Source organism: Streptomyces sp. NPDC050145 (genome assembly GCF_044460245.1).
In the GTDB taxonomy this organism is placed as follows: Bacteria; Actinomycetota; Actinomycetes; order Streptomycetales; family Streptomycetaceae; genus Streptomyces.
The window spans coordinates 128,458-152,788 of sequence record NZ_JBITJS010000016.1; the positions used below are offsets into that span (position 1 = coordinate 128,458).

Sequence of the window (24,331 nt, forward strand, 5' to 3'; positions counted from 1 at the left end):
GGACGGGGGAGGCCCGGCGGGGACCGGGCCTCCCGGACGGGGTCAGGCCCCGCGGATCTCGCCCGTGGGCGCGGTGCGCTCGAGCACGCCGCGCAGCGCGGACGCCGCCTCCTTGGCCTCGGCCTCGGTCATGATCAGCGGCGGCGACAGCACCAGGCTGTGCGCGGAGTCGCGGACGATGACACCGGTCTCGCGGCGGATCACGTCGTGCGGCATGTTGGCCGGGTCGAGCGGCAGCGGCACGCGCGTCTCGCGGTCCTCGACGAGCTCGACGGCCAGCATCATGCCGACCGAGCGGATCTCGCCGACGATCGGCAGCTCGCCCAGCTGCGCCTGCAGTTCGCCGTGGAGGAACGCGCCCATCTCGGTGGCCCGCCCGAGCAGGCCCTCGTTCTCGATGATGTCGAGGTTCGCGAGGGCGACCGCCGTGGCGACCGGGTGGCCGTTGTACGTGTAGCCCATCGGGAAGCCGTGGTCGCGCAGCAGCACCTCGGCGACCTGGTCCGCGACCAGCAGCGCGCCCAGCGGCACGTAACCCGAGGTGATGCCCTTGGCGGTGACGATGATGTCGGGCGTCACGCCGAAGTGCTGGGCGGCGAACCACTGGCCCACGCGCCCGTACGCCGTGACGACCTCGTCGAAGATCAGCAGGATGCCGTGCCGGTCCAGGACCTCGCGCACGCGCGGCCAGTAGTCGGCCGGCGGGACGAGCATGCCGCCGACGCCCATGATCGGCTCACCGATCATCGCCGCGATCTTGTCCGGGCCGATCTCCGCGATCCGCTCCTCCAGCTCGCGGATCAGGAAGTCGGTGACCTGCTCCGGCGTGCGGGCCTCCCCGCCGTAGAGCTCCGAGCGGTACGGCCACGGCGGGGTGAGGTGGCTGACGTGCGGCATCATCGGGGCGAAGCCCTCGTGGTACAGCGGGAAGCCGGTCGCGGAGCCGCCGCCGTAGCCGATGCCGTGGTACGCCTTGCTGCGCGCGAGGATCCAGGTGCGGTCGGTGTCGCCGCGCCGGTGGTGGTAGTAGCGGGCCATCTTGATGGCCGCCTCGTTGCCCTCGGAGCCGCCCGACGTGAAGTACACGTGGTTCAGCGGGTCGGGCGCGATCTCGGCGAGGCGGGCGGCGAGCGCGATGGCGCGGTCGTTGGAGAACTCCCAGAAGCTGGTGAAGTACTCCAGCTTCTTCATCTGCTCGTGGGCGACGTCCGCCAGGTCCTCGCGGCCGTGACCGACCTGCGCGAGCCACAGACCGCCGGTCGCGTCGAGGTAGCCGCGCCCCTCGGAGTCGGTCAGCCGGCAGCCGGAGCCCTCGGTCATGACGACGCGCTCGGTCGCGGAGCCCGGCAGGTACGGGTGGATGATGTGCGCCCGGTCGAGGCGGGCGAGTTCGGCTGCGTCGTGGGTCATGGCGGTGGTGCTCCCTTGTTGCTCGTGGGCGTGGCGGGGAAGTGGTCGGGGCGGCCGGGCGGCGGTGCGCCGGTCAGCCGTAGGCGATCCAGGTGGTCTTCCGGCCGGTGTACTTGTCGAAGGAGTGCAGCGAGAGGTCGCGTCCGTAGCCGGACTGCTTGAAGCCGCCGAACGGGGTGAACGGGCTGAGCGCGTCCACCGTGTTCACGGAGACGGTCCCGGCGGTGAGGGCGTCCGCGACGCGGTGCGCGCGGGCCAGGTCCCGGGTCCACACGCTGGCGGCGAGCCCGTACGCGGAGTCGTTCGCGAGGCGGATCGCCTCGGCCTCGTCGCGGAACGGCACGACCGTGAGGACGGGGCCGAAGAGCTCCTCGCGGACCAGCGGGGCGTCCGGGCCGAGGCCGGTGACGATCGTGGGGTCGACGTAGGCGCCCTCGCGGTCGGGGCGGGTGCCGCCGCACACGACGGTGCCGCCGGACGCCGCGACGGCCGCGACGACCCGCTCGGCCTGCGCCTCGTCGACCAGCGGGCCGAGCCGGGTGGCCGGGTCCAGCGGGTCGCCGGGCAGCCATCCGCGCGCGTGCTCGGCCACCCTCGCGGTGAACTCCTCGGCGATCGAGGCCTCCACGAGCAGGCGGGTGTTGGCGGAGCAGACCTGCCCGGTGTTGTAGACGAAGCCCCAGGCGGCGCGCTCGGCGGCGGCCTCCAGGTCGGCGTCCGCGAAGACGACGTTCGGGCTCTTGCCGCCGGCCTCCGGCCAGACCTGCTTCATGTTCGACTCGGCGGCGTAGCCGAGGAAGCGCTTGGCGACGGCGGTGGAACCGGTGAAGACGAGGGTGTCGACGTCCCCGTGCAGCCCCAGCGCGCGGCCGGTCACCTCACCGGGGCCCGGCACCACGTTGAGCACACCGTCGGGCAGCCCGGCCTCGACGGCCAGCTCGGCCAGGCGCAGCGCCGACAGCGGCGACTGCTCGGCCGGCTTCAGCACCACGCTGTTGCCCGCGGCCAGGGCGGGCGCCAGCTTCCAGACCGCGATGTCCAGCGGGAAGTTCCACGGCACGACCGCGCCGACCACGCCCAGCGGGGCCCGGCGGACCAGCGCCAGGTTCCCGGGCGGGGCCGGGGCGACCTCGTCGTAGAGCTTGTCGACGGCCTCCGCGTACCAGGCGAAGACGCCGGCCGCGCCGGGCACGTCCGTGCCGTACGACTCGGCGATCGGCTTGCCCATGTCGAGGGTGTCGCACAGGGCGAGCTCCTCGGCGTTCTCCTCGATCAGCCGGGACAGGGCGAGCAGGACGCGCCGGCGCTCCGCCGGAGCGGTGCGCGACCAGCGGCCGTCCTCGAACGAGGTCCGCGCCGCGGCCACCGCCCGGTCCACGTCCGCCGCGGACGCGGCGGCGACCTCGGCGACGGTCTTGCCCGTCGCCGGGTTCACGGTCGGGACGTACCCGGTGTCACCCGTGGGGTCGCTCCAGGCTCCGTCGATGAACAGGCGCGTGCGCGGCACGAGCTCGGCGGCGCGCTGCCGCCAGTGCGAGTACGTCGTCATGGTGTGGCCTTCGCTTACGAGGTGAGGCGGGTGAGGCGGGGTGAGGCGAGGTGAGACAGGGGGCCCGGCTCCGCGGGGGACCCCCGGGATCTGTGTGCAGCGGGCTGCGCTCGACTGGTCGCGTTCTTTGAGCTGAGATTCAAACAATTGCCGAAGCGCCCGTCAATGCTCCCGGCAGACTCTTCTTGCAGAAATTGGTCCGCGTGGCAGAGAATCCCCGCCATGGGGAAAGTGGGCAGGCCGAGGAACCAGACGGCGCGCAGAGAGGCCCTCGTCACCGCGGCGGGTCGGGCCATCGCGCAGCGCGGACTCGAGGGCCTGCGGATCAAGGACATCGCCGACGAGGCGGGCGTCTCGCAGGGCTCGGTGCTGTACTACTACCCCGAGCTCGGCGACCTCGTCCTCGAGGTGCACCGCGGCGCCGTGGAGAGCTTCCTGTCCTCGCGCCAGCAGGCCTACGAGGACGCCCCGGCCGGCGACGCCGTGGCCCGCCTGCGCGCGCTGGTCGCCAGCGGCCTGCCCGACAGCACCGAGAACGCCGTGCACGGACTGCTCTACGAACTGCACCGGCGCGCCGGACGCAGCCCCGGGCACGCCGAACTGATGACCTCGCTCTACGCCCGCGAGGTCGCGCTCTACACGACGGCGCTCGAGGTCGGCGCCGCCACCGGCGCGTTCACCCTCGGCGCGAGCGCCCGCGATCTCGCGCACGGGCTCGTCGCCATGGAGGACGGGTACGGGCTGCACATCATCAGCCACAACGCGGCGGTGCGACCCGAGAGCGCCCGCGCGCTGATCCTGGCCCACGCACGGGCGATCACGGGATGCGCCGAGCTCTGAGCTGATTTGAACGCCGGTTCAGAACGCCGGTTCAGAACGTCCGTTCAGAAACGTGGTTCAGAGCGGGCCGGTGTCGCGCGCGATGTCCCGCAGCACGTCCCGCACCGCGCGGGCCCGGGCCGTCTGCGTCACGCCCTTCACCGACGCGATCCGCACGTCGAGCGGCGGCCCCGGATCGCGCAGCTCCAGCTCCGCGACCTCGCCGCCGCCGTACGTCTGGGTGATCGGCAGCCGCTGGTTGAGCAGCGAGAAGCCGAGCCCGCGCGCGACCAGCGAGCGAACCGTCTCGTAGCTCTGGGTGCGGTAGCGCACGTCGGGCGAGACGCCGGCCGCGGCGAGCAGCGAGCGGAAGTAGTCGCGGCTGTGCGGCAGGTCGAGCAGCACCAGGGGCTCCGAGGCCAGCTCCGCCAGGTGCACCGGGCCGCGCCCGGCGAGCGGGTGGTCCGCCGCGACGACCGCGTACGCCGGGGCCCGCGCGACGGTCTCGCCGTGCAGCTCCGGCTCGGTCGCCAGGCCCAGACCGTAGGCGAGCGCGAAGTCGACCCGGCCTGCCTTCAGCGCCCCGACGAGCTGGTCGGTCTCGCCCTCCACCACGTTCACCTCGATGCCCGGATGGCGCCGGGTGCACTCGGTGAACAGGCGCGGCAGGTAGTGCGGGGCCAGCGTCACGAAGCAGCCGACCGTCACCGGGCCGGTGAGCGCGTCGCCCTCGCCCCGGGCCTCCCGCTCCATCTCCCGTGCCCGGGCGAGGAGTTCACGGGCCTGGTGCTGCAGCCGCTCCCCGGCCGGGGTCAGGGTCAGGCCCTTGCCCCGGCGCCGGATGAACAGCTGCGCCGACAGGTCGTTCTCCAGGTTGTGGATCGCCGCGGAGACCGCGGACTGGGCGATGTGGAGCTCCGCCGACGCCTCCGACATCGACCCCCGCTCCGCCGCCACGAGGAAGTAGCGCAGCTGAACGAGGGTGAACCCCACCGGTGATGTCATGCCCGACCCTTGTGCCCGTGATCCTCGTGCCCCGATTCCGTGGCGACCCTACCGGTGGCGCGGTCGATGCCCGTCCAGGCCAGGGCCGCGGCCCCGTCGAGCAGCGCCCGTTCGGCGGGGCCGCCGACGCAGTGCGCCGCGAACTCCCGCTGGTGGTTGGTCGCGGGCAGCGAACCGATGCCGATGTACGGGTGGATCGCGGGCACCACCTGCGACACGTTGCCCATGTCGGTCGACGCGCGGTTCATGCGCGCCGCCTGACCGGGCGGGGCGAACTCGCGGCCCAGCGCCACCGCGTTCGCCCGGTAGTGCGCGAGCGCGCCCTCGTCCGCGCGGAACTCCGCGTACGGCTTGCTCTCCGCCTCGACGCTCAGCTCGCAGCCGGTCGCGAGGGCGCCGGCCTCGAACGCCCGCATCACGCGCGGTTCGAGTGCGGCGAGTTCGGCGAGCGTCTCGGCCCGCACGTACCAACGGCCCGTCGCCCGCTCCGGGATGGCGTTCGGCGCGTCACCCGCGTGCGTGACGACACCGTGCACCCGCGCCGAGGGCGGCAGTTGCTGACGCAGCAGCCCGATCGCGACCTGGGCCACGGTGAACGCGTCCGCGGCGTTGACCCCCGCCTCCGGGTAGGCCGCGGCGTGCGCCGACTTCCCCGTGTAGCCGATCTTCGAGTGGCTGACCGCGAAGGGCCGGGCCTCGGCCACGTCGACGGGCGCCGGGTGCACCATCATCGCGAGGTCCACGCCCTGGAAGGCGCCCCGGTCGAGCAGCTCGATCTTGCCGCCGCCGCCCTCCTCGGCCGGGGTCCCGTACACCTCGACGGTGAGCCCCGCCTCGTCGGCGACGGCGGCAAGCCCGAGAGCGGCACCCACCGCGCTCGCGGCGATGAGGTTGTGCCCGCACGCGTGGCCCAGACCGGGCAGCGCGTCGTACTCCGCACACAGCGCGATCCGCACCGGGCCGCTGCCGAACCGGGCGTGGAACGCGGTGTCGAGCCCCAGGTAGGACGCGGTCACGTCGAACCCGGCGCGCTCCAGGAGTGCGGGCACGGCGGCGGCCGCCCGGTGCTCCTCCCACGCCGTCTCCGGGTCGGCGTGCAGCCGCTCCGACAGGGCGATCAGCGCTTCCGCGTGCCGCGCGACGGCCGCCCGGGAGGCTTCCTTGAGCCGCCGCATCACAGGTCTCCCGGCACGCCGTACGACGGAGCCGACGCCGGGTCGAGACCGCGCCGCACGTAGTCGTCGCGCTGCGGCAGCCAGACCCCGACCAGCTCGGCGAGCCGGCCGATCGGGTCCTCGGCCCAGTCCGCGCGCAGGTCGGTGACCCGCCAGCCGGCGTCGGCGACGACCGCGAGCCCGGCGGAGTGCACCGGACCCTCCTCGCCGCCGGCCTCCAGGGCGGCCCGCATGGCGACGATCAGGCGCTCCTCCAGCTCGCCCGTGGCGGCCGCGAAGGCGTCCAGCATGACGCCCGGGACATGGGTCCCGGAGAGCATGTTGCCCGCGGCCACCGCGCCGTCCATGGTCGCCGTCGCGTAGGTGCCGAGGGTCTGCGCACCACTGAAGGCGAAACCCGGGCCGGAGCGGCCCAGGACCGTCAACTGCCGGTACTGGATGCTCTTTTCGTTGCGCGGGTGCCCGGTGACCGCTTCCAGGGCGCGCTCCGGATCACCGTGCTCCGCGAGTTCGTCGAGGAGGTCCGGGCCCAGGGTGGGGTCGGTGACGTTCTGCGACGCGGCCGCGCCGACGCCCGGCCGCAGATGGGCGACGCGGGCGGCGACCGCGGGGCTCGACGAGCTGACCGCGATGCCGAACCGTCCGCCGTCGCGCACCACGAGGGAGAAGGTCACGCGCCCTCACCCCCGGGGATCACGGCGATCGCGTCGATCTCGCACAGCCACTCCGGCCGGGCGAGGGCGGAGACGACCAGGCCGGTGGAGATGGGGTGGACGCCCTTGGTCCAGCGGCCCACCGTGCGGTACACGGCCTCGCGGTAGCGCGGGTCGACGAGGTAGATCGTCAGCTTGACCAGGTGCTCCATACGGGCACCGGACTCTTCGAGCAGCATCTTGATGTTGGCCATGGCCTGCTCGGCCTGGGCCTCGGCGTCCCCGATACCCACGGACTCGCTGGTGTCCAGGTCCTGGCCGATCTGCCCGCGCACGTACACGGTGTTCCCGGCGACGACCGCCTGGCACAGGTCGTTGTCGAGGCTCTGCTCGGGGTAGGTGTCACGGGTGTTGAACGGGCGGACGCGGGTGTGTCCGCCGGCGACGATCGGCGCGGCGTGGCTGCTGGAGGTCATCAACTGCTCCTCAGTCCTGGTGGGTTGCGGAGGTGGCGGGGTCGGACGCGGCGGCGTCGTGGGCGAGGTAGCCGCGCTGGATCGCGATGTGGTCGGCGACGTGCCGGGCGTCGTGCCAGACGCCCCAGATGAAGCTGGAGCCGCGCCGCGAGAGCCAGGGCAGGCCGAGGAAGTACACGCCGGGCTCGGTGGACACGCCGCGCCGCTGCGCGGGCCGTCCGTTCTCGTCGAACGCGTCGACCTGGAGCCAGCCGTAGTCGGCGGTGTACCCGGTGGCCCAGACGATCGAGGTGACCCCGGCTTCGGCCAGGTCGAGCCGGTCGCGGGGCTCGGTCACGCAGTCCGGCTCCGGGCCGAGGACGTGCGCCTCGGGCTCTTCGGGCAGGTCGAGCCCGTTGCGCTCCACGTACGCGTCGGCGGCGCGCAGCAGCGCGAGGTGCTTCTCGTCGCCGGCGGCGATGTTCCCGGCGAGGTCCGGGGCGATGCGCAGCACGCCGTCCTCGTAGGACTCGGTCATGCCGAGGAGCTCGATCCCGTCGGCGGCGAGCGTGCGGAAGTCCACGGTGTGACCGCCGCGCGCGCCGCTGACCGCGATGGTCACGTGCTCGGCGCCCTGCGGCGGCGTCTCCGCGTCCCACAGCCCGAGCACCCCGAGCCACCAGCAGAAGTCGCGGCCGCGGTACGAGCGCGGCGGACGGTCGTGCGGCCCGACGGACAGGAACACCCGGCGCCCCGACCGGCGCAGTTCGTCGGCGATCTGCACACCGGACGACCCGGCGCCGACGACGAGGACCGCGCCCTCGGGCAGCTGCCCCGGATTGCGGTACGCGTGGGAGTGGATCTGCACGGGCACGGCGCCGTCCGGCACGATCGGCGGGAACACCGGCCGTTGGAACGGCCCGGTGGCGGCCACGACGTAGCGCGCGTCGATGCTTCCCGCGGACGTCTCGACCCGGAACCCGGGCCGCCCGGTGTGCCGGCGCACCGAGGTCACCTCGACGCCGCAGCGCACCGGCGCGTCGATCTTCTCGGCGTACGCGGCGAAGTAGTCGGCGACCTGGTCCTTCCCGGCGAACGCGGTGGGCTCGACGTCCGCGAACTCCATCCCGGGGAACCGGTCGTGCCACGCGGGCCCGTTGGCGACGAGGGAGTCCCAGCGCCCGGTGCGCCACCGCTCGGCGATCCGGTCCCGCTCGAGCACGAGGTGCGGGACGCCGTGGGCCCCCAGGTGCTCACTCATGGCCACCCCGGCCTGTCCGGCCCCGACGACGACCACTTCGGTCACTTCACTCGACATGTCAGCCTCCCTCCGGCGGCAGCGCCTCCCGGTGTCGCACTGACGCCCCGGGCTGCCGCACAGCCATCGTGGGCCGCCCCTCGACTTCTGTCGAACAGATGTTTCCGCGCTGAGCTATCGGAAAATCAGAGGTGAGGCGCTTCTGTCCGACCCCGACCCCGACCCCGGACCCGCGTCCACACCCACGCGCAGACGTCGAGCAGCGTGAGCGAGAGCAGCCAGCCGCCGAGGACGTCGAGGGGCCAGTGGTAGCCCTGGTGGACCAGGCCGAGGCCCACCGCGAGGTTCAGTGCGGCGCAGCCGACGAGAGGTGCGCGGCGGAAACGGGCGGGGAGGCGCGGGCGCAGGAGGAGCGCGCACAGGCCGTAGGCGACCGCCGCCGTCGCCGCGTGCCCCGAGGGGTAGAAGCCGGTCTCGGGGGACATCGGCGGCGGGCCGGGGCGGGCGATCAGGGACTGGAGCGGGGCCACGAGGGCCGGGACCAGGGTCATGGTCAGGGCGGCGATCGCCGCGGGATGCCAACTGCGGGTGCGCCAGGTGGCGTACGCGAGGGCCGCCGCCAGGATCGGCAGGGCGACCGGCGGATTGCCCAGGTCGGCGAAGAACTCGGCGGGGCCGGAGGGGATCGCGGACATGGTGCGCAGCGCGTCGCCGAGGCGCTCGTCGGGACCGAGGAGCGGGCCGGAGGCCGCGACCTGCCACGTGAGCGCGGCGAAGAGAAGGGCCCACACGAGGGGCCGCAGAAGGGGTCGCAGCGGGGGGAGAAAAATGGTCGGCCGGCCCGGAACAGGGGGGGTGGTTCCGGGCCGGCCGAACTGATCGGCGTGCCGCGCGCCCCGGGGGGTTTGGGGCGGGCGACCGTCCGATCGGTGAGGAGTTCCGGAGCCGGAAGCTCCGGGTGTGTGCGCGAGGGCACGACCAGGGCGGGGCTGGGGAGGCTCCGACCCGGCGTCGCCCACAGTCCCCCGTGGGCGAGGTGTTTCTCTCATCTGCAGAAACCGTACGTCAGGGGGTGAGGGGGCGACAGACGGTTGGCCAACCCCCCTTCGGCCCCCCACACCTTCTTCACACGGCCCGACCGTTACCGCAGGTCACGGAACGGTCATCCGTGACGGCGGCGTCGGCCGGGCCGTGCGAAAGCGGTGATCAGAGCGCCGCGAAGGCGCTCTCGATGACGTCGAGACCCTCGTTGAGGAGGTCCTGGCCGATGACGAGCGGCGGCAGGAAGCGCAGCACGTTGCCGTAGGTGCCACAGGTGAGGACGAGGACGCCCTCCGCGTGGCAGGCCTTGGCGAGCGCGGCGGCGGCCTCCGGGTGCGGCTCCTTGGTGGCCGGGTCCTTCACCAGCTCGATGGCGATCATCGCGCCGCGGCCGCGGATGTCGCCGATGACGGCGAACTTCTCCTGCATCGCCGTGAGGCGGGCCTTCATCGTGGTCTCGATCTCCTTCGCCTTGGCGTTGAGGTCGAGCTCCTTCATCGTCTCGATGGCGCCGAGCGCACCGGCGCAGGCCACCGGGTTGCCGCCGTAGGTGCCGCCGAGGCCGCCCGCGTGCGCGGCGTCCATGATCTCGGCGCGGCCCGTCACGGCGGCGAGCGGCAGACCGCCCGCGATGCCCTTGGCGGTCGTGATCAGGTCGGGGACGATGCCCTCGTCCTCGCACGCGAACCACTGGCCGGTGCGGCAGAAGCCGGACTGGATCTCGTCCGCGACGAACACGATGCCGTTGTCGTTGGCGAACTTCACGATCTCCGGCAGGAAGCCCTTGGCCGGCTCGATGAAGCCGCCCTCGCCGAGCACCGGCTCGATGACGATCGCGGCGACGTTCTCCGCGCCGATCTGCTTGGTGATGTTGTCGATCGCCTGGGCGGCGGCCTCGGGGCCGGCGTTCTCGGCGCCGGTCGGCCAGCGGTAGCCGTAGGCGACCGGGACGCGGTAGACCTCGGGGGCGAACGGGCCGAAGCCGTGCTTGTACGGCATGTTCTTCGCCGTCATGCCCATGGTGAGGTTGGTACGGCCGTGGTAGCCGTGGTCGAAGACGACGACCGCGGTGCGCTTGGTGTACGCGCGGGCGATCTTGACCGCGTTCTCGACGGCCTCGGCGCCCGAGTTGAACAGGGCCGACTTCTTGGCGTGGTCACCCGGCGTGAGCTCGGCCAGCGCCTCGGCGACGGCCACGTAGCCCTCGTACGGCGTGACCATGAAACAGGTGTGGGTGAAGTCCTGGAGCTGGGCGGAGGCGCGGCGGACCACGGCCTCGGCGGAGGCGCCGACCGACGTCACGGCGATGCCGGAACCGAAGTCGATCAGACGGTTGCCGTCGACGTCCTCGATGATGCCGCGGTCCACGCGGGCGGTGAAGACCGGCAGCGTGGAGCCCACGCCCGCGGCGACGGCGGCGAGGCGGCGCTGCTGCAGCTCCTGCGACTTCGGGCCGGGGATGGCGGTGACGACGCGGCGCTCCTGCGGGATGTCGCTCATGCGGGGCTCCTGGTTCAGGTGGGGCGGCTGTGCCGGGATCCGCGTGGGTCCGGTTTCGCCGGTTTCTTCGGGGGTTCCTTCGCAGGTTAGGGCCGCCCCGGTGGGGTGGTCATGCTCCATCGGGGTGGGATTCGGCAGGACTGTTGTCCGCCATGGACACATGGGATTCCCGGCCAGTCCGTGCCGGTGGGCCGCGTAAGCGGTGAACTCCCTTGGATCGGGCACTAAATTGAGGCCGGATCGACGGACGGTCCGACCGATGGACCGGCAGGTCAGGGGGCAAGGGCCATGGACACCGAGGGCACGAGCGGCGCCGCCAGGGAGCGGGGCGTCCGGGACGGCACGGGAGCGCGCGGGGCGGCGGTGCCGCATCCGGCACGACCCGTCACGCCCCCGCCCCGGCCCGCGCACGCGCCGGGGGAGCGGGGCAGCTCGGCGGGCGGCACCTTCCTGACCTGGCTGCGCACCCCGCGGCCCGCCGCTGCACCGGGCGTCTGGCGCTTCGGCCACCGGCCGCGCCCCGAGCAGGAACCCGAGCGCACCCCGACCCGCCAGTTGCTCAGCGGCGCCCTGATCGCCTTCCTCGTCGGCTGGCTCGTCTGGTCCCTGCTGTGGAACGGCTACCTGGGCGGCTGGTGGCTGCTCCCGCTGTACGCGATGATCCCGGACTCCTGGGCCTCCCCGCACTCCTTCGCCTCGGTCGTCGTCGTGTACCTCTACTACGCCGTCTTCGCCGTCGGGATCATGGTCGGCGTCGGCCGGCTCGGCCGCTGGGGCGAACTGTGGCGCCGCTTCGGCTACCCCGCCTGGCGCCGGGCCGCACCCGCGCCGACCGTGCGCCCGCCCGCCCCCGACGAGGACCCCGCCACCTGGCCGCAGCTGCGCGAGGCCGGGGCCGAGGCCGCCGCCGAGCGGCTCGGCGCCGACGCCCGCGCCGGACTCATGCGCGATGTCGACCACGCCCGCATCGCCCGCGCCTGGCAGGGCGTCAAGCGCGGCCGGCACAGCCTCGCCGCCTTCACCGCCGCCGTCGCCAAGGAGGGCGCCGCCGCCTGCCCGCACCCCTCCGGCACCCGCGACTTGCCCGCCCGCGCCGCCCGCCACGACCTCGCCACCGCCCAGGTCAGGATCGGCGCGGCCGCCGACGACGAGCGCAACCCCTACTCCTACCGGGGCGTCGGCCTCGCCCTCGGCCCCGACCTGATCGGCACCTCGCTGCTCGCCGTCGGCCCGCCCGGCTCCGGCAAGACCGGCAGCGTCGTGTGGCCGCTCGCCGAGTCCCTCTGCCTCGGCGCCCTCGCCGGACGGGCCGCCGTGGTCGTCGTCGGCGCAGCCGGCGCGGGGCTCGGCGCGCAGGACACGTACGACGTCGTCGTCCGCGTCGGCGCCCCCGACTCCGTCCACGACCTCGACCTGTACGGCGGCAGCACCGACCCCGACGAGGCCGCGGCCGTGCTCGCCGAAGCCCTCGTCGGCGACCTCGCCGACCCGCACCCCGGCGGCGACAGCCGGCGCTCCACCACCGTCCTCGCCCAGCTCCTCGGTCCCTACCACGCCGTCCACGGCCGCTTCCCGTCCGTGCCCGAGCTGCGGCAGCTGCTCGACGGGGCGCCCGCCGCGCTCGGCGCCCTGCGCACCGCCCTCACCGACGCCGGCCACCACGCGATGCTCCGCGAACTCGACGCGCGCGAACGGCAACTGGGCCACCCCGGCGACGTCGGCGCCGTGCTCGCCGACCGCGTCGCCCTGCTCGACCGGCCCGCCTTCGCCTCCTTCTTCGACACCTCCGGCGCCACCCGGCCCTTCTCCCTGCGCGCCCTCGACCACCCCGTCCGGGTCCGCATCGACCTGCCCGAACGTGGCCACGCCGACGCCTCCCGGATCCTCGCCCGGCTCGTCCTCGCCCAGTTCACCGCCAGCGTCGCCGTCCGCGAGGACCGCTCCCTGTTCGCCTGCCTCGTGCTCGACGACGCGACCGGCACCATCACCCCGCAGTCCGTCCGCGGCGTCCAGCGCCTGCGCTCGGCCAACGCGGGCGCCGTCCTCACCCTGCGCACCCTCGACGACGTGCCCCGGCCGCTGCGCTCCCCGCTGCTCGGCGCGGTCGGCTGCCGCATGGCCCTGTCCGGGCTCACCCCCTGGGACGGCCAGGACTTCGCCGAGGTCTGGGGCAAGGAGTGGACCGAGGCCCGCGACGTCACCGACCGGCAGATCATCGCCGAGACCCCGGCCGGCAAGGCGCTGCACGCCGTGCGCCGCGTGATCACCGGGCGGGCGCCGACGGCCCGCGCCGTCACCGTCCGCCAGGTCGAACGCGAACGCTGGTCCGCCTCCGACCTCGCGCACGCCGTGCCGCCCGGCCACGCCGTCCTCTCCCTCACCACCGTGCGCGGCGACCACGCGCCGCCGCTCCTGGTGGACCTGCGCGCCTGAGGAGGCACCGCTTCGGCGCCGGGAGTACGTACGGTGAGGCAGAATCGGCTCAGGACGTTCATACGGAGCGGCCAAAAGCTTCACAGAACGCCCGCCGCAGAGCCACCCGTACGTACCGCACACCTGAAGGCCTCATGCCGCCCACGCTCGCCTCGCTCGTCCACCACTCGGCGCTCAAGCTCACCGTGCGCGCGGGCGAGGAACGCCTGGACACGCCCGTCCGCTGGGCCCACGTCAGCGAGCTCGCCGACCCCGTCCCCTACATGGAGGGCGGCGAGCTGCTGCTGATCACCGCCCTCAAGCTGGACGCCGAGGACCCCGAGGCGATGCGGCGGTACGTGAAGCGGCTCGTCGGCGCCGGCGTCGTCGGCCTCGGCTTCGCGGTCGGCGTCAACTACGACGACGTGCCGCAGGCCCTCGTCGACGCCGCCCGGAGCGAGGGCCTGCCCCTCCTCGCGGTCCCGCCCCGCACCCCGTTCATCGCCATCAGCAAGGCCGTCTCCGCGGCCATCGCCGCCGACCAGTACCGCGCCGTCACCTCCGGCTTCGCCGCCCAGCGCGAACTGACCAAGCAGGCCCTGAGCGAAGGCCCCGAAGGCCTCCTCACCGTGCTCGCCGCCCAAGTCGACGGCTGGGCCGCCCTCTACGACGCGTCCGGCGCCGTCGTCGCCGCCGCTCCCGAGTGGGCCGGCCGCCGCGCCGCCCGGCTCACCCCCGACGTGGAACGGCTGCGGGAGCGGCCCGCGCCCGCCAGCGCCGTCGTCGCGTCCGGCACCGACGACCGCATCGAGCTGCACTCCATCGGCACCGGACGCGGCCCGCGCGCCGCGCTCGCCGTCGGCACCGCCGCCACCCTCGGCACCGCCGAGCGCTACGCCCTGCACTCCGCGATCGCCCTCCTCACCCTCACCACCGAACGCTCCCGCGCCCTGCACGCCGCCGAACAGCGCATCGGCTCCGCCGTGCTCCGGATGCTGCTCGCGGGCGAACCCGACCACGCGCGGGCCGTCGCCGGCGGCCTGTACGGGGCGCTGCTCGACGCGCCGTTCCGCATGGTGCTCGCCGAGGCCGTCGCGCCGCCGCCCACCGGGGTCGCGGCGAGCGGCGACACCCCGGCGGGCACGGCCGTACTCCTCGCGGAAGCTGTCACCGGCGCGGGCGAGGACCCCCTCTCCGCGCTCTCCGACATCGTGGAGTCCGCCGCCGCGCGGGCCGGCGAGGCGGTGCTCGTCGTGCCGGACGGCGGCCGGCTCGTGCTGCTCGCCGCCGACGGGGGCGCGGCCGTCGAGGCCTGTGTGCGGTACGCGGAGGCGCTGGAGGCGATGCGGGCCGAGGCGGCCCGCGCCGAGGGCGCGACGGGGGACGAGCCCGTGATCGGCTTCTCCGCGCCGTCCGGGCCGATCGCCGCCGCCGGCGCCTTCAAGCAGGCCGAACAGGCGCTGTCCGTCGCGCGCCGGCGCGGCCGCATCCTCGTCGAGCACGAGGACGTCGTCGCCGGGTCCGTGCTGCCGCTGCTCGCGGACGACGCGGTGCTCGCGTTCGCGGACGGGCTCCTGCGTGCCCTGCGCGACCACGACGCGACGGGCCGCGGTGACCTCGTGGCCTCGCTGCGGGCCTGGCTGTCCCGGCACGGGCAGTGGGACGCGGCGGCCGCCGATCTGGGCGTCCACCGCCACACCCTGCGCTACCGCATGCGCCGCGTCGAGGAGATCCTCGGCCGCTCCCTCGACGACCCGGACGTCCGCATGGAGCTGTGGCTGGCCCTGAAGGCAACGGGTTCGTAGGCGGGGGAGGCTGCGCCTCATCGGGGAAATGCGACCCGAAGGGTCTGCATTTCAGGGGCGCGGGGAACTGCGCGACCAGCCACGACGCACCCGCAGCGGCCGACGCACGGGAACAACCCACGGCGCGTTCGCCATTCCGTCGAACGGGAAAACCCGCACACTCCACCCCGGCCAACAAGATCCCGCCCGGCGGAGCCCTACCGTGGGCACAACACCCCCGTTCACGGAAAGGCCGGTACACGACCCATGACCGCCACCCACGCCTTCTGGCTCGCCGGCCGCCAGGCCACCGGCACCGAGACGTTCGACGTCACCAACTCCTACGACAACCGCGTCGTGGGCACCGTCTCCATCGCCACCGAGGCCCAGGTCGAAGAGGCCGTCGCCGCCGCCCACGCCGTCGTGGACGAGTTCGCCGCCACCCCGGCCCACGTCCGTGCCACCGCCCTGGACCACGTCGCGAAGCGCCTCGCCGAGCGCACGGAGGAGCTCGCCCAGCTGATCTCCGCCGAGAACGGCAAGCCGATCAAGTGGGCCCGCGGCGAGGTCGGCCGCGCCGTCTCCGTGTTCCGCTGGGCCGCCGAGGAGGCCCGCCGCTTCAACAGCGGCGAGGCCCAGCGCCTGGACACCGACGGTGGCGGCGTCGGCCGCCTCGCGCTCACCCGCCGCATCCCCAAGGGCGTCGTTCTGGGCATCGCGCCGTTCAACTTCCCGCTGAACCTGAGCGCCCACAAGGTCGCCCCGGCCATCGCCGTCGGCGCCCCCATCATCCTCAAGCCGGCCCCGTCCACCCCGATCTCCTCCCTCGTCCTGGGCGAGATCCTGGCCGAGACCGAGCTGCCGGCCGGCTCCTGGTCCGTGCTGACCGTGCCGAACGACCGGATGCCCGCCCTCGTCCAGGACGAGCGCCTCCCGGTCATCTCCTTCACCGGCTCCGACAAGGTCGGCTTCGCCATCCAGGAGTCCGTGCCGCACAAGCACTGCACCCTGGAGCTCGGCGGCAACGCCGCGGCCGTCGTCCTCGGCGACTGGGCCTCCGAGGAGGACCTGGACTGGGCGGCGACCCGTATCGCCACCTTCTCCAACTACCAGGGCGGCCAGTCCTGCATCTCCGTGCAGCGCGTCATCGCCGACGCCACCGTGTACGACCGGCTGCTGCCGAAGATCGTCGCGGCCGTCGAGGCCCAGGTCACCGGTGACCCGGCCGACGATGCCACGGACGTCGGCCCGCTCGTCGACGAGAACGCCGCCAAGCGCGTCGAGTCCTGGGTCGACGAGGCCGTCGCGGCCGGCGCCCAGCTGCTCGCCGGCGGCAAGCGCGAGGGCGCCTCGTACGCCCCGACCGTCCTCACCGAGCTGCCCGCCGACGTCACCCTGGCCCGCGCCGAGGTCTTCGGCCCGGTCCTCACGGTCACCAAGGTCGACGGCGAGGCCGAGGCGTTCGCCGCGGTCAACGACTCGGACTTCGGCCTCCAGGCCGGTGTCTTCACCCACGACCTGCAGACCGCGTTCCGCGCCCACCGCGCCCTCGAGGTCGGCGGCGTGATCATCGGCGACGTCCCGTCCTACCGGGCCGACCAGATGCCGTACGGCGGCGCCAAGAAGTCCGGCGTCGGCCGCGAGGGCGTCAAGTACGCGATGGACGACTACACCTACGAGCGCGTCCTGGTCCTGACGGGCCTCGCGCTCTAGAACAGCCCGTCAGGGCCCACGCCGACGCGTGCGCCCGGACGGACCGAGACCGACGGCCGGAGCCCACTGTGCGGGGGCTTCGGCCGTCCTCGCGTTCCGGGGCCGCCCTCGCCGCGGGCGGCTACCGCCGGCCCGTGGCCGAGCCGAAGCCGAGCCAGGTGTGCCGGTTGCCCCACCAGCACCAGCCGACCTTCGGGGCGCCGCGCCGCTCGCGCCCGTCCCGGCCCGTGCCGTTGCTGATCCAGATCGCCGGCGTACGGGCGTCCAGGGCGCCGTTCGGCTTGCGCAGCCGGGAGCCGATGGTCATGAAGCACTGGTTGCGCTCCAGGACCTCCGGCTGCTGGAGCACCCAGTGGATGCCCTCGCTGAGCACCAGCGGCGTACGGTCCTCCTCCGTGAGCGCGGGCAGCGCCTCCTCCGGACTCCAGTTGGACATGCGGTCACCCCGGTCCACCCCGGTGACCAGGTACAGCGGGGTGTCGGGCAGACCGACGGCCTCGCCCGGCGCGAAGTCGTCCACGTCCGTCATGTCGACGACGACGAAGCCCGGCTTGTCCTCGCGGCGCAGCAGCGGGGCGAGGGCCGAGGCGGGAACGCGGTCCGGGTGGACGGCGAGCAGGACGCCGCCCCCGGGGGCGGCCGCGGCACTCCCGGCGAAGGCGCGCAGTTCGTCCGCGGGGATCCCCGCGAGCTCGTGCACGCCGAGTTCGATCAGTCGCTCGGCCTGCACGGCGAGCGGCGGGAGAGCGGTCACGGTCGTGGCCCTGTCGGTGGCATCGGTTTCGGGCACGGTGTTCCCCTGACGTGCGGTACGGAGCGCGGACGCCGGGGTGAACGCGGGCCCGCGCCCGAAGGTTCCCCACCTGGGCGCTCCGGTTGACGGCGTCACCCATCCGGCGTAGGCCGGGAGCAGGGGGAACCATCCGCGGAGTCGGAGAGGAGTCCCGTCATGCTCGGCGAGACGATAGGTGAGGAACAGGGGCAGACGACAGGGATGCGGGTGCTGTCCACGGACGGCGGCCACCCCGTCACCGAGGCGTCCTTCCAGGCGAGCGGCACCCTTCTCGGGGTCGAGATCCAGGACACCGGCACGTACGAGTCGGTCCTGCGCCCCGACGGCACCCTCTGGGGCGAAGGACAGGGCTTCAACATGACCAAGGACGGCGAGACCGTCACCTGGCACGGCTCCGGGGTGGGCCGCTTCGTCGACGGTGGCGCGGTCGAATGGCGCGGCGCGATCTTCTTCGAGACCGCCGCCGCGAAGTTCGAACGGCTCAACACCGTCGCCGGCGTCTTCGAGTTCCGCGTGGAGGCCGACGGCAAGGCCACCGCCAAGCTCTACGAGTGGAAGTAGGGCGTACCGAGGCGTCCTGAGGAGCCGCGCCCGCCCCGCCGACGGGGCCCGCACCCGACCCGCCGTCTTTCCGAAGCACCGGAAATCGGGTACTACGGTCGAGTAGCCACAAGCCCCCGACGAGCGGCGAGGTGAGCTCCGCATGACCGCATCCACCGACCGGCCCAAGGTCTCCGAGCGCGAGGCCCGGCAGGTCGCCGAGGCCGCCCGCGAGCAGGGCTGGCGCAAACCCAGCTTCGCCAAGGAGCTGTTCCTCGGCCGGTTCCGCCTCGACCTCATCCACCCGCACCCGGTGCCCGCCGACGAGGACGTGCGGCGCGGCGAGGCGTTCCTCGCCGAACTGCGCGCCTTCTGCGAGACCGAGGTCGACCCGGCCCGCATCGAACGCGACGCCCGCATCCCCGACGAGACCGTCGACGGGCTCAAACGGCTCGGCGCGCTCGGCATGAAGATCGACCCCGAGTACGGCGGCCTCGGCCTCACCCAGGTCCACTACAACAAGGCGCTCGCCCTCGTCGGCTCCGTGTCCCCCGCGATCGGCGCCCTCCTCTCCGCGCACCAGTCCATCGGCGTCCCGCAGCCGGTGAAGACCTTCGGCACCCAGGAGCAGAAGGAGCGCTACCTGCCGCGCTGCGCCCGCACCGACATCAGCGCCTTCCTGCTCACCGAGCCCGACGTCGGCTCGGACCCGGCCCGGCTCGCCACCAGCGCCGTCCCCGACGGCGACGACTACGTCCTCGACGGCGTGAAGCTGTGGACCACGAACGGCGTCGTCGCCGACCTCCTCGTCGTCATGGCCCGCGTCCCGGCCTCCGAGGGCCACAAGGGCGGCATCACCGCGTTCGTCGTCGAGGCCGGCTCCGAGGGCATCACCGTCGAGAACCGCAACGCCTTCATGGGCCTGCGCGGCATCGAGAACGGCGTCACCCGCTTCCACCGGGTCCGCGTCCCCGCCGGCCAGCGCATCGGCCCCGAGGGCGCGGGCCTCAAGATCGCCCTGACCACGCTCAACACGGGCCGGCTCTCGCTGCCCGCCATGTGCGTGGGCGCCGGAAAGTGGTGCCTGAAGATCGCCCGCGAATGGTCCGCGGTCCGCGAACAGTGGGGCCGGCCCGTCGCCCTCCACGAGGCCGTCGGCGCGAAGATCAGCTACATCGCCGCCACGACCTTCGCCCTCGAGGCCGTCCTCGACCTCTCCTCCCAGATGGCCGACGAGAACCGCAACGACATCCGCATCGAGGCCGCCCTCGCCAAGCTCTACGGCTCCGAGGCCGCCTGGCGGATGGCCGACGAACTCGTCCAGATCCGCGGCGGCCGCGGCTTCGAGACCGCCGAGTCCCTCGCCGCCCGCGGCGAACGGGCCGTCCCCGCCGAGCAGCTCCTGCGCGACCTGCGCATCAACCGCATCTTCGAGGGCTCCACCGAGATCATGCACCTGCTCATCGCCCGCGAGGCCGTCGACGCCCACCTCTCCGTCGCCGGCGACCTCATCGACCCCGACACCTCCCTCACCGACAAGGCCAAGGCGGGCGCCAAGGCCGGCGGCTTCTACGCCCGCTGGCTGCCCAAACTCGTCGCCGGACCGGGCCAACTCCCCAACGCCTACGCCGAGTTCGGCGACCTCGCGACCCACCTGCGGTACGTGGAACGGTCCGCGCGCAAGCTCGCCCGCTCCACCTTCTACGCCATGTCCCGCTGGCAGGGCCGCATGGAGACCAAACAGGGCTTCCTCGGCCGGATCGTCGACATCGGCGCCGAACTCTTCGCCATGAGCGCGGCCTGCGTCCGCGCCGAACACCTGCGCACCACGGGCCCGCACGGCCGCGAGGCCCACCAGCTCGCCGACGCCTTCTGCCGCCAGGCCCGTATCCGCGTCGACGAACTCTTCGCCCGCCTGTGGACCAACACCGACGACCACGACCGCAAGGTCGTCAGGGCCACCCTGGACGGCGCCTACACCTGGCTGGAGGAGGGCGTCGTCGACCCGAGCGGCGACGGCCCCTGGATCGCCGACGCCACACCAGGACCGAGCAAGCGGGAGAACCTCCACCGGCGCATCCCCTGACCGACAGTCCGACAAGACGGGGCGCCCTGTCGGAGTCACAGGCGGCGCGCGCAAGAATGGGGGAATGACCGACAGCCCCTCGCCCCTCGCGGACCCTCACCTCGTCTTCGACCCCGCACCCGCCGACGGACCCCGCGACATCGTCGTCCTCGGTTCGACGGGGTCGATCGGCACGCAGGCGATCGACCTCGTGCTGCGCAACCCGGACCGGTTCCGGGTCACCGCGCTCAGCGCCGCGGGCGGCCGCGTCGCCCTGCTCGCCGAGCAGGCCCACCGGCTGCGCGTCCGCACGGTCGCCGTGGCCCGCGAGGACGTCGTGCCCGCGCTGCGCGAGGCACTCGCCGCGCAGTACGGGCCCGGGGAGCCGCTGCCCGAGATCCTGGCCGGACCGGACGCCGCCACCGAGATCGCGGGCCGCGGCGACTGCCACACCGTCCTCAACGGCATCACCGGCTCCATCGGCCTCGCGCCGACCCTCGCCGCACTGGAGGCGGGCCGCACCCTCGCCCTCGCCAACAAGGAGTCGCTGATCGTCGGCGGCCCGATCGTCAAGCGGATCGCGAAGCCCGGCCAGATCATCCCGGTCGACTCCGAGCACGCCGCCCTCTTCCAGGCCCTCGCCGCCGGCACCCGCGCCGACGTCCGCAAGCTCGTCGTCACCGCCTCCGGCGGCCCGTTCCGCGGCCGTACCAAGGCCGACCTCGCGCACGTCACCGTGGAGGACGCCCTCGCGCACCCCACCTGGGCGATGGGCCCGGTCATCACGATCAACTCGGCGACGCTGGTCAACAAGGGCCTGGAGGTCATCGAGGCGCACCTCCTCTACGACATCCCCTTCGACCGCATCGAGGTCGTCGTCCACCCCCAGTCCTACGTCCACTCCATGGTCGAGTTCGTCGACGGCTCCTCGCTCCTCCAGGCGACCCCGCCCGACATGCGCGGCCCCATCGCGATCGGCCTCGGCTGGCCCGAGCGGATCCCCGACGCCGCCCCCGCGTTCGACTGGACGAAGGCGTCGAGCTGGGAGTTCTACCCGCTCGACACCGACGCGTTCCCGTCCGTCGGGCTCGCCCGGCACGTGGGGGAGCTCGCGGGCACGGCCCCGGCGGTGTTCAATGCCGCCAACGAGGAGTGCGTGGACGCCTTCCTGAAGGGCGCCCTGCCGTTCAACGGGATCATGGAGACCGTCACCCGGGTCGTCCACGAACACGGAACACCCGGAACGGGAACTTCCCTGACCGTCGCGGACGTCCTCGATGCGGAGACCTGGGCACGCGCCCGGGCCCGTGAACTGACGACGCAGGACCAGGCAGCCGCGGAGGCTCGTGCATGACGACCTTGATGATGATCCTCGGCATTGTCGTCTTCGTGGTGGGCCTGCTCATCTCCATCGCCTGGCACGAGCTGGGCCACCTGTCGACGGCGAAGCTCTTCGGCATCCGTGTGCCCCAGTACATGGTCGGCTTCGGCCCCACCCTCTGGTCGCGCAAGAAGGGCGAGACCGAGTACGGCGTCAAGGCCATCCCGCTCGGCGGCTACATCCGCATGATCGGCATGTTCCCGCCCGGCGAGGACGGCAGGATCGAGGCCCGCTCGACCTCCCCGTTCCGCTCGATGGTCGAGGACGCCCGCGCGGCGGCCTTCGAGGAGGTCCAGCCCGGCGACGAGACCCGGCTCTTCTACACGCGCAAGCCGTGGAAGCGCGTGATCGTCATGTTCGCCGGACCGTTCATGAACCTGATCCTCGCGGTCGCCCTGTTCTTCGTCGTGCTCATGGGCTTCGGCATCACCCAGCAGACCAACGTGGTCGAGTCCGTCTCGCCCTGCGTCATCAAGGCCAGCGCCGAGCGCGACACCTGCAAGAAGACCGACGACGCCTCCCCGGCCAAGGCCGCGGGCCTCCAGGCGAAGGACAAGATCGTGTCCTTCAACGGCGTCACGACGGACAAGTGGAACACCCTGTCCGACGAGATCCGCAAGAGCGCCGGCAAGACCGTCCCGATCGTCGTCGAGCGCGACGGACAGCAGAAGACGCTCACCGCGAAGATCGCCACCAACCAGGTCGCGAAGAAGGACTCCAGCGGCCAGGTCGTCGACGGCTACGTCAAGGCCGGCTTCCTCGGCTTCACCGCCGCCACCGGCGTCGTCCACCAGGACTTCGGCGACTCCGTGAGCTGGATGGGCGACCGGGTCGGCGACGCCGCCGACTCCATCGTCGCCCTCCCCGCGAAGATCCCGGCCCTGTGGGACGCCGCGTTCGGCGACGGCCCGCGCGAGCAGGACTCCCCGATGGGCGTCGTCGGCGCGGCCCGCGTCGGCGGTGACATCGCCGCCCTCGACATCCCCGCCACGCAGAAGCTGGCCATGTCGCTGATGCTGGTCGCGGGCTTCAACCTGTCGCTGTTCCTCTTCAACATGCTGCCGCTGCTCCCGCTCGACGGCGGGCACATCGCCGGAGCCCTGTGGGAGGCGCTGCGGAGGAACGTGGCGAAGGTCTTCCGGCGGCCCGACCCGGGCCCGTTCGATGTAGCGAAGCTCATGCCCGTGGCCTACGTGGTGGCCGGAATCTTCGTCTGCTTCACCCTCCTGGTGCTGATCGCCGACGTCGTCAATCCGGTGAAGATCTCCTGATCACGCATGGTTCATGACGCCCGGGTCCCTTGTGGGCCCGGGCGTCCCCCTTTGGGTGGTGTGAAGGGGCGCGATGTGCTGGGGGCCCGGCCGGTGACGTAATCTCGGAATCCTGGGACTCGATCCACACCTTGGGGTTGCACAGCAGATGACTGCGATTTCACTCGGCATGCCGGACGTACCGACCAAGCTCGCCGAGCGGCGCAAGAGCCGGCAGATCCAGGTCGGCACCGTGGCCGTCGGCGGCGACGCCCCGGTCTCGGTCCAGTCGATGACGACGACACGTACGTCCGACATCGGCGCGACCCTCCAGCAGATCGCCGAGCTCACCGCGTCCGGCTGCCAGATCGTGCGTGTGGCCTGCCCCACGCAGGACGACGCCGACGCGCTGCCGATCATCGCCCAGAAGTCGCAGATCCCCGTGATCGCCGACATCCACTTCCAGCCGAAGTACGTCTTCGCGGCCATCGAGGCCGGCTGCGCCGCGGTCCGGGTCAACCCGGGCAACATCAAGCAGTTCGACGACAAGGTCAAGGAGATCGCCCAGGCGGCTAACGACCACCGCACCCCGATCCGCATCGGTGTGAACGCGGGCTCCCTGGACCGCCGACTGCTCCAGAAGTACGGCAAGGCCACCCCCGAGGCGCTCGTCGAGTCCGCCCTCTGGGAGGCGTCCCTCTTCGAGGAGCACGGCTTCCGCGACATCAAGATCTCGGTCAAGCACAACGACCCGGTGGTCATGGTCAACGCGTACCGGCTGCTCGCCGAGAAGTGCGACTACCCCCTCCACCTGGGCGTCACCGAGGCCGGTCCCGCGTTCCAGGGCACGATCAAGTCCGCCGTCGCGTTCGGCGCGCTGCTCTCCGAGGGCATCGGCGACACGATCCGCGTCTCCCTGTCGGCCCCGCCGGTCGAGGAGATCAAGGTGGGCAACCAGATCCTGGAGTCGCTGAACCTGAAGCCCCGCCGCCTGGAGATCGTCTCCTGCCCGTCCTGCGGCCGCGCCCAGGTCGACGTCTACAAGCTCGCCGAGGAGGTCACGGCCGGCCTCGACGGCATGGAGGTCCCGCTCCGCGTCGCCGTCATGGGCTGCGTCGTGAACGGGCCGGGCGAGGCCCGCGAGGCCGACCTCGGCGTCGCGTCCGGCAACGGCAAGGGCCAGATCTTCGTCAAGGGCGAGGTCATCAAGACCGTCCCCGAGTCCAAGATCGTGGAGACCCTCATCGAGGAAGCCCTCAAGATCGCGGAGCAGATGGAGAAGGACGGCGTGGCCTCCGGCGAGCCGACGGTAGCCATCGCGGGCTGACCCGGCTGGGGCCGACCTGGCCGCCTGAGCGTCTGCGGGGTTCCACCTCGCGGGCGGGTGCGGCCCGGTGGGGCTTCTCGCGCAGTTCCCCGCGCCCCTGAGATGCGCACTTCGTGCGCCAACTCAGGGGCGCTTCCCGTCGGGGAAATGCGCCCGAAGGGCATGCATTTCAGGGGCGCGGGGCTGTGTCCATCAGCGGCT

General features: G+C 73.0%; 19 protein-coding genes. 9 read left to right on the forward strand and 10 right to left on the reverse strand.

The window, feature by feature from the left end:
- Positions 1–42: 42 nt before the first annotated feature.
- A complete protein-coding gene (locus tag ACIBTU_RS29375) occupies positions 43–1,410 on the reverse strand; it encodes an aspartate aminotransferase family protein (protein WP_399129535.1) in 1,368 nt (455 codons plus the stop codon).
- A 73-nt stretch (positions 1,411–1,483) separates the two neighbouring features.
- Positions 1,484–2,959, reverse strand: a complete 1,476-nt coding sequence (locus ACIBTU_RS29380; protein ID WP_399129536.1) for an aldehyde dehydrogenase family protein — start codon at positions 2,957–2,959, stop codon at positions 1,484–1,486.
- A gap of 222 nt (positions 2,960–3,181) precedes the next feature.
- On the opposite strand from ACIBTU_RS29380, the gene ACIBTU_RS29385 reads away from it, so the two are divergent.
- Positions 3,182–3,799: a TetR/AcrR family transcriptional regulator gene (locus ACIBTU_RS29385; protein WP_399129537.1), complete on the forward strand. Its 618-nt coding sequence runs from the start codon at positions 3,182–3,184 to the stop codon at positions 3,797–3,799.
- 57 nt (positions 3,800–3,856) lie between these two features.
- Here ACIBTU_RS29385 and ACIBTU_RS29390 read toward each other — a convergent pair whose 3' ends face one another.
- The 7 genes from ACIBTU_RS29390 to gabT form a co-directional block, all read right to left on the reverse strand.
- A complete protein-coding gene (locus tag ACIBTU_RS29390) occupies positions 3,857–4,783 on the reverse strand; it encodes a LysR family transcriptional regulator (RefSeq protein ID WP_399129538.1) in 927 nt (308 codons plus the stop codon).
- Complete coding sequence (locus ACIBTU_RS29395) at positions 4,780–5,958, reverse strand: M20 family metallopeptidase (protein ID WP_399129539.1); 1,179 nt, start codon at positions 5,956–5,958, stop codon at positions 4,780–4,782. Before ACIBTU_RS29395 ends, ACIBTU_RS29390 begins: the two co-directional genes overlap by 4 nt.
- Entirely contained in the window at positions 5,958–6,632 is a 675-nt protein-coding gene (locus ACIBTU_RS29400) for a DUF1028 domain-containing protein (protein ID WP_399129540.1), read from the reverse strand. The genes ACIBTU_RS29395 and ACIBTU_RS29400 overlap by 1 nt, the downstream gene beginning before the upstream one ends.
- Positions 6,629–7,087: a RidA family protein gene (locus ACIBTU_RS29405; protein ID WP_399129541.1), complete on the reverse strand. Its 459-nt coding sequence runs from the start codon at positions 7,085–7,087 to the stop codon at positions 6,629–6,631. The genes ACIBTU_RS29400 and ACIBTU_RS29405 overlap by 4 nt, the downstream gene beginning before the upstream one ends.
- Before the next feature lie 10 nt (positions 7,088–7,097).
- The gene (locus tag ACIBTU_RS29410) at positions 7,098–8,384 is read right to left on the reverse strand and encodes a flavin-containing monooxygenase (protein WP_399129542.1); all 1,287 of its coding nucleotides are present in this window, start codon (positions 8,382–8,384) and stop codon (positions 7,098–7,100) included.
- A gap of 125 nt (positions 8,385–8,509) precedes the next feature.
- On the reverse strand, positions 8,510–9,115 hold the full coding sequence (locus tag ACIBTU_RS29415; protein WP_399129543.1) for a phosphatase PAP2 family protein: 606 nt from the start codon (positions 9,113–9,115) through the stop codon (positions 8,510–8,512).
- 415 nt (positions 9,116–9,530) lie between these two features.
- Complete coding sequence (gene gabT / locus ACIBTU_RS29420; RefSeq protein ID WP_399129544.1) at positions 9,531–10,865, reverse strand: 4-aminobutyrate--2-oxoglutarate transaminase; 1,335 nt, start codon at positions 10,863–10,865, stop codon at positions 9,531–9,533.
- Positions 10,866–11,153: 288 nt separating this feature from the next.
- On the opposite strand from gabT, the gene ACIBTU_RS29425 reads away from it, so the two are divergent.
- From ACIBTU_RS29425 to ACIBTU_RS29435, 3 genes are all read left to right on the forward strand, one after another.
- Entirely contained in the window at positions 11,154–13,298 is a 2,145-nt protein-coding gene (locus tag ACIBTU_RS29425; RefSeq protein WP_399129545.1) for an ATP-binding protein, read from the forward strand.
- A gap of 134 nt (positions 13,299–13,432) precedes the next feature.
- Positions 13,433–15,082, forward strand: a complete 1,650-nt coding sequence (locus tag ACIBTU_RS29430) for a PucR family transcriptional regulator (protein WP_399129546.1) — start codon at positions 13,433–13,435, stop codon at positions 15,080–15,082.
- Positions 15,083–15,328: 246 nt separating this feature from the next.
- Positions 15,329–16,774: an aldehyde dehydrogenase family protein gene (locus tag ACIBTU_RS29435; protein ID WP_399129547.1), complete on the forward strand. Its 1,446-nt coding sequence runs from the start codon at positions 15,329–15,331 to the stop codon at positions 16,772–16,774.
- Positions 16,775–16,895: 121 nt separating this feature from the next.
- Here the strand turns inward: ACIBTU_RS29435 and ACIBTU_RS29440 are convergent, their stop codons facing one another.
- Positions 16,896–17,564, reverse strand: a complete 669-nt coding sequence (locus ACIBTU_RS29440; protein WP_399129548.1) for a DUF5701 family protein — start codon at positions 17,562–17,564, stop codon at positions 16,896–16,898.
- A 159-nt stretch (positions 17,565–17,723) separates the two neighbouring features.
- Between ACIBTU_RS29440 and ACIBTU_RS29445 the strand changes: the two genes are divergently transcribed.
- The 5 genes from ACIBTU_RS29445 to ispG all read left to right on the forward strand — a co-directional run bounded on the left by ACIBTU_RS29445 (position 17,724) and on the right by ispG (position 24,130).
- Entirely contained in the window at positions 17,724–18,128 is a 405-nt protein-coding gene (locus ACIBTU_RS29445; RefSeq protein ID WP_384629535.1) for a hypothetical protein, read from the forward strand.
- 142 nt (positions 18,129–18,270) lie between these two features.
- Positions 18,271–20,193: an acyl-CoA dehydrogenase family protein gene (locus ACIBTU_RS29450; protein ID WP_399129549.1), complete on the forward strand. Its 1,923-nt coding sequence runs from the start codon at positions 18,271–18,273 to the stop codon at positions 20,191–20,193.
- A gap of 64 nt (positions 20,194–20,257) precedes the next feature.
- Positions 20,258–21,526, forward strand: a complete 1,269-nt coding sequence (gene dxr, locus ACIBTU_RS29455) for a 1-deoxy-D-xylulose-5-phosphate reductoisomerase (protein WP_399129550.1) — start codon at positions 20,258–20,260, stop codon at positions 21,524–21,526.
- Positions 21,523–22,824, forward strand: coding sequence for a M50 family metallopeptidase (locus ACIBTU_RS29460; protein WP_399129551.1), 1,302 nt, complete (start codon positions 21,523–21,525; stop codon positions 22,822–22,824). The genes dxr and ACIBTU_RS29460 overlap by 4 nt, the downstream gene beginning before the upstream one ends.
- 148 nt (positions 22,825–22,972) lie before the next feature.
- Entirely contained in the window at positions 22,973–24,130 is a 1,158-nt protein-coding gene (gene ispG / locus ACIBTU_RS29465) for a flavodoxin-dependent (E)-4-hydroxy-3-methylbut-2-enyl-diphosphate synthase (RefSeq protein ID WP_399129552.1), read from the forward strand.
- Positions 24,131–24,331: the final 201 nt, after the last annotated feature.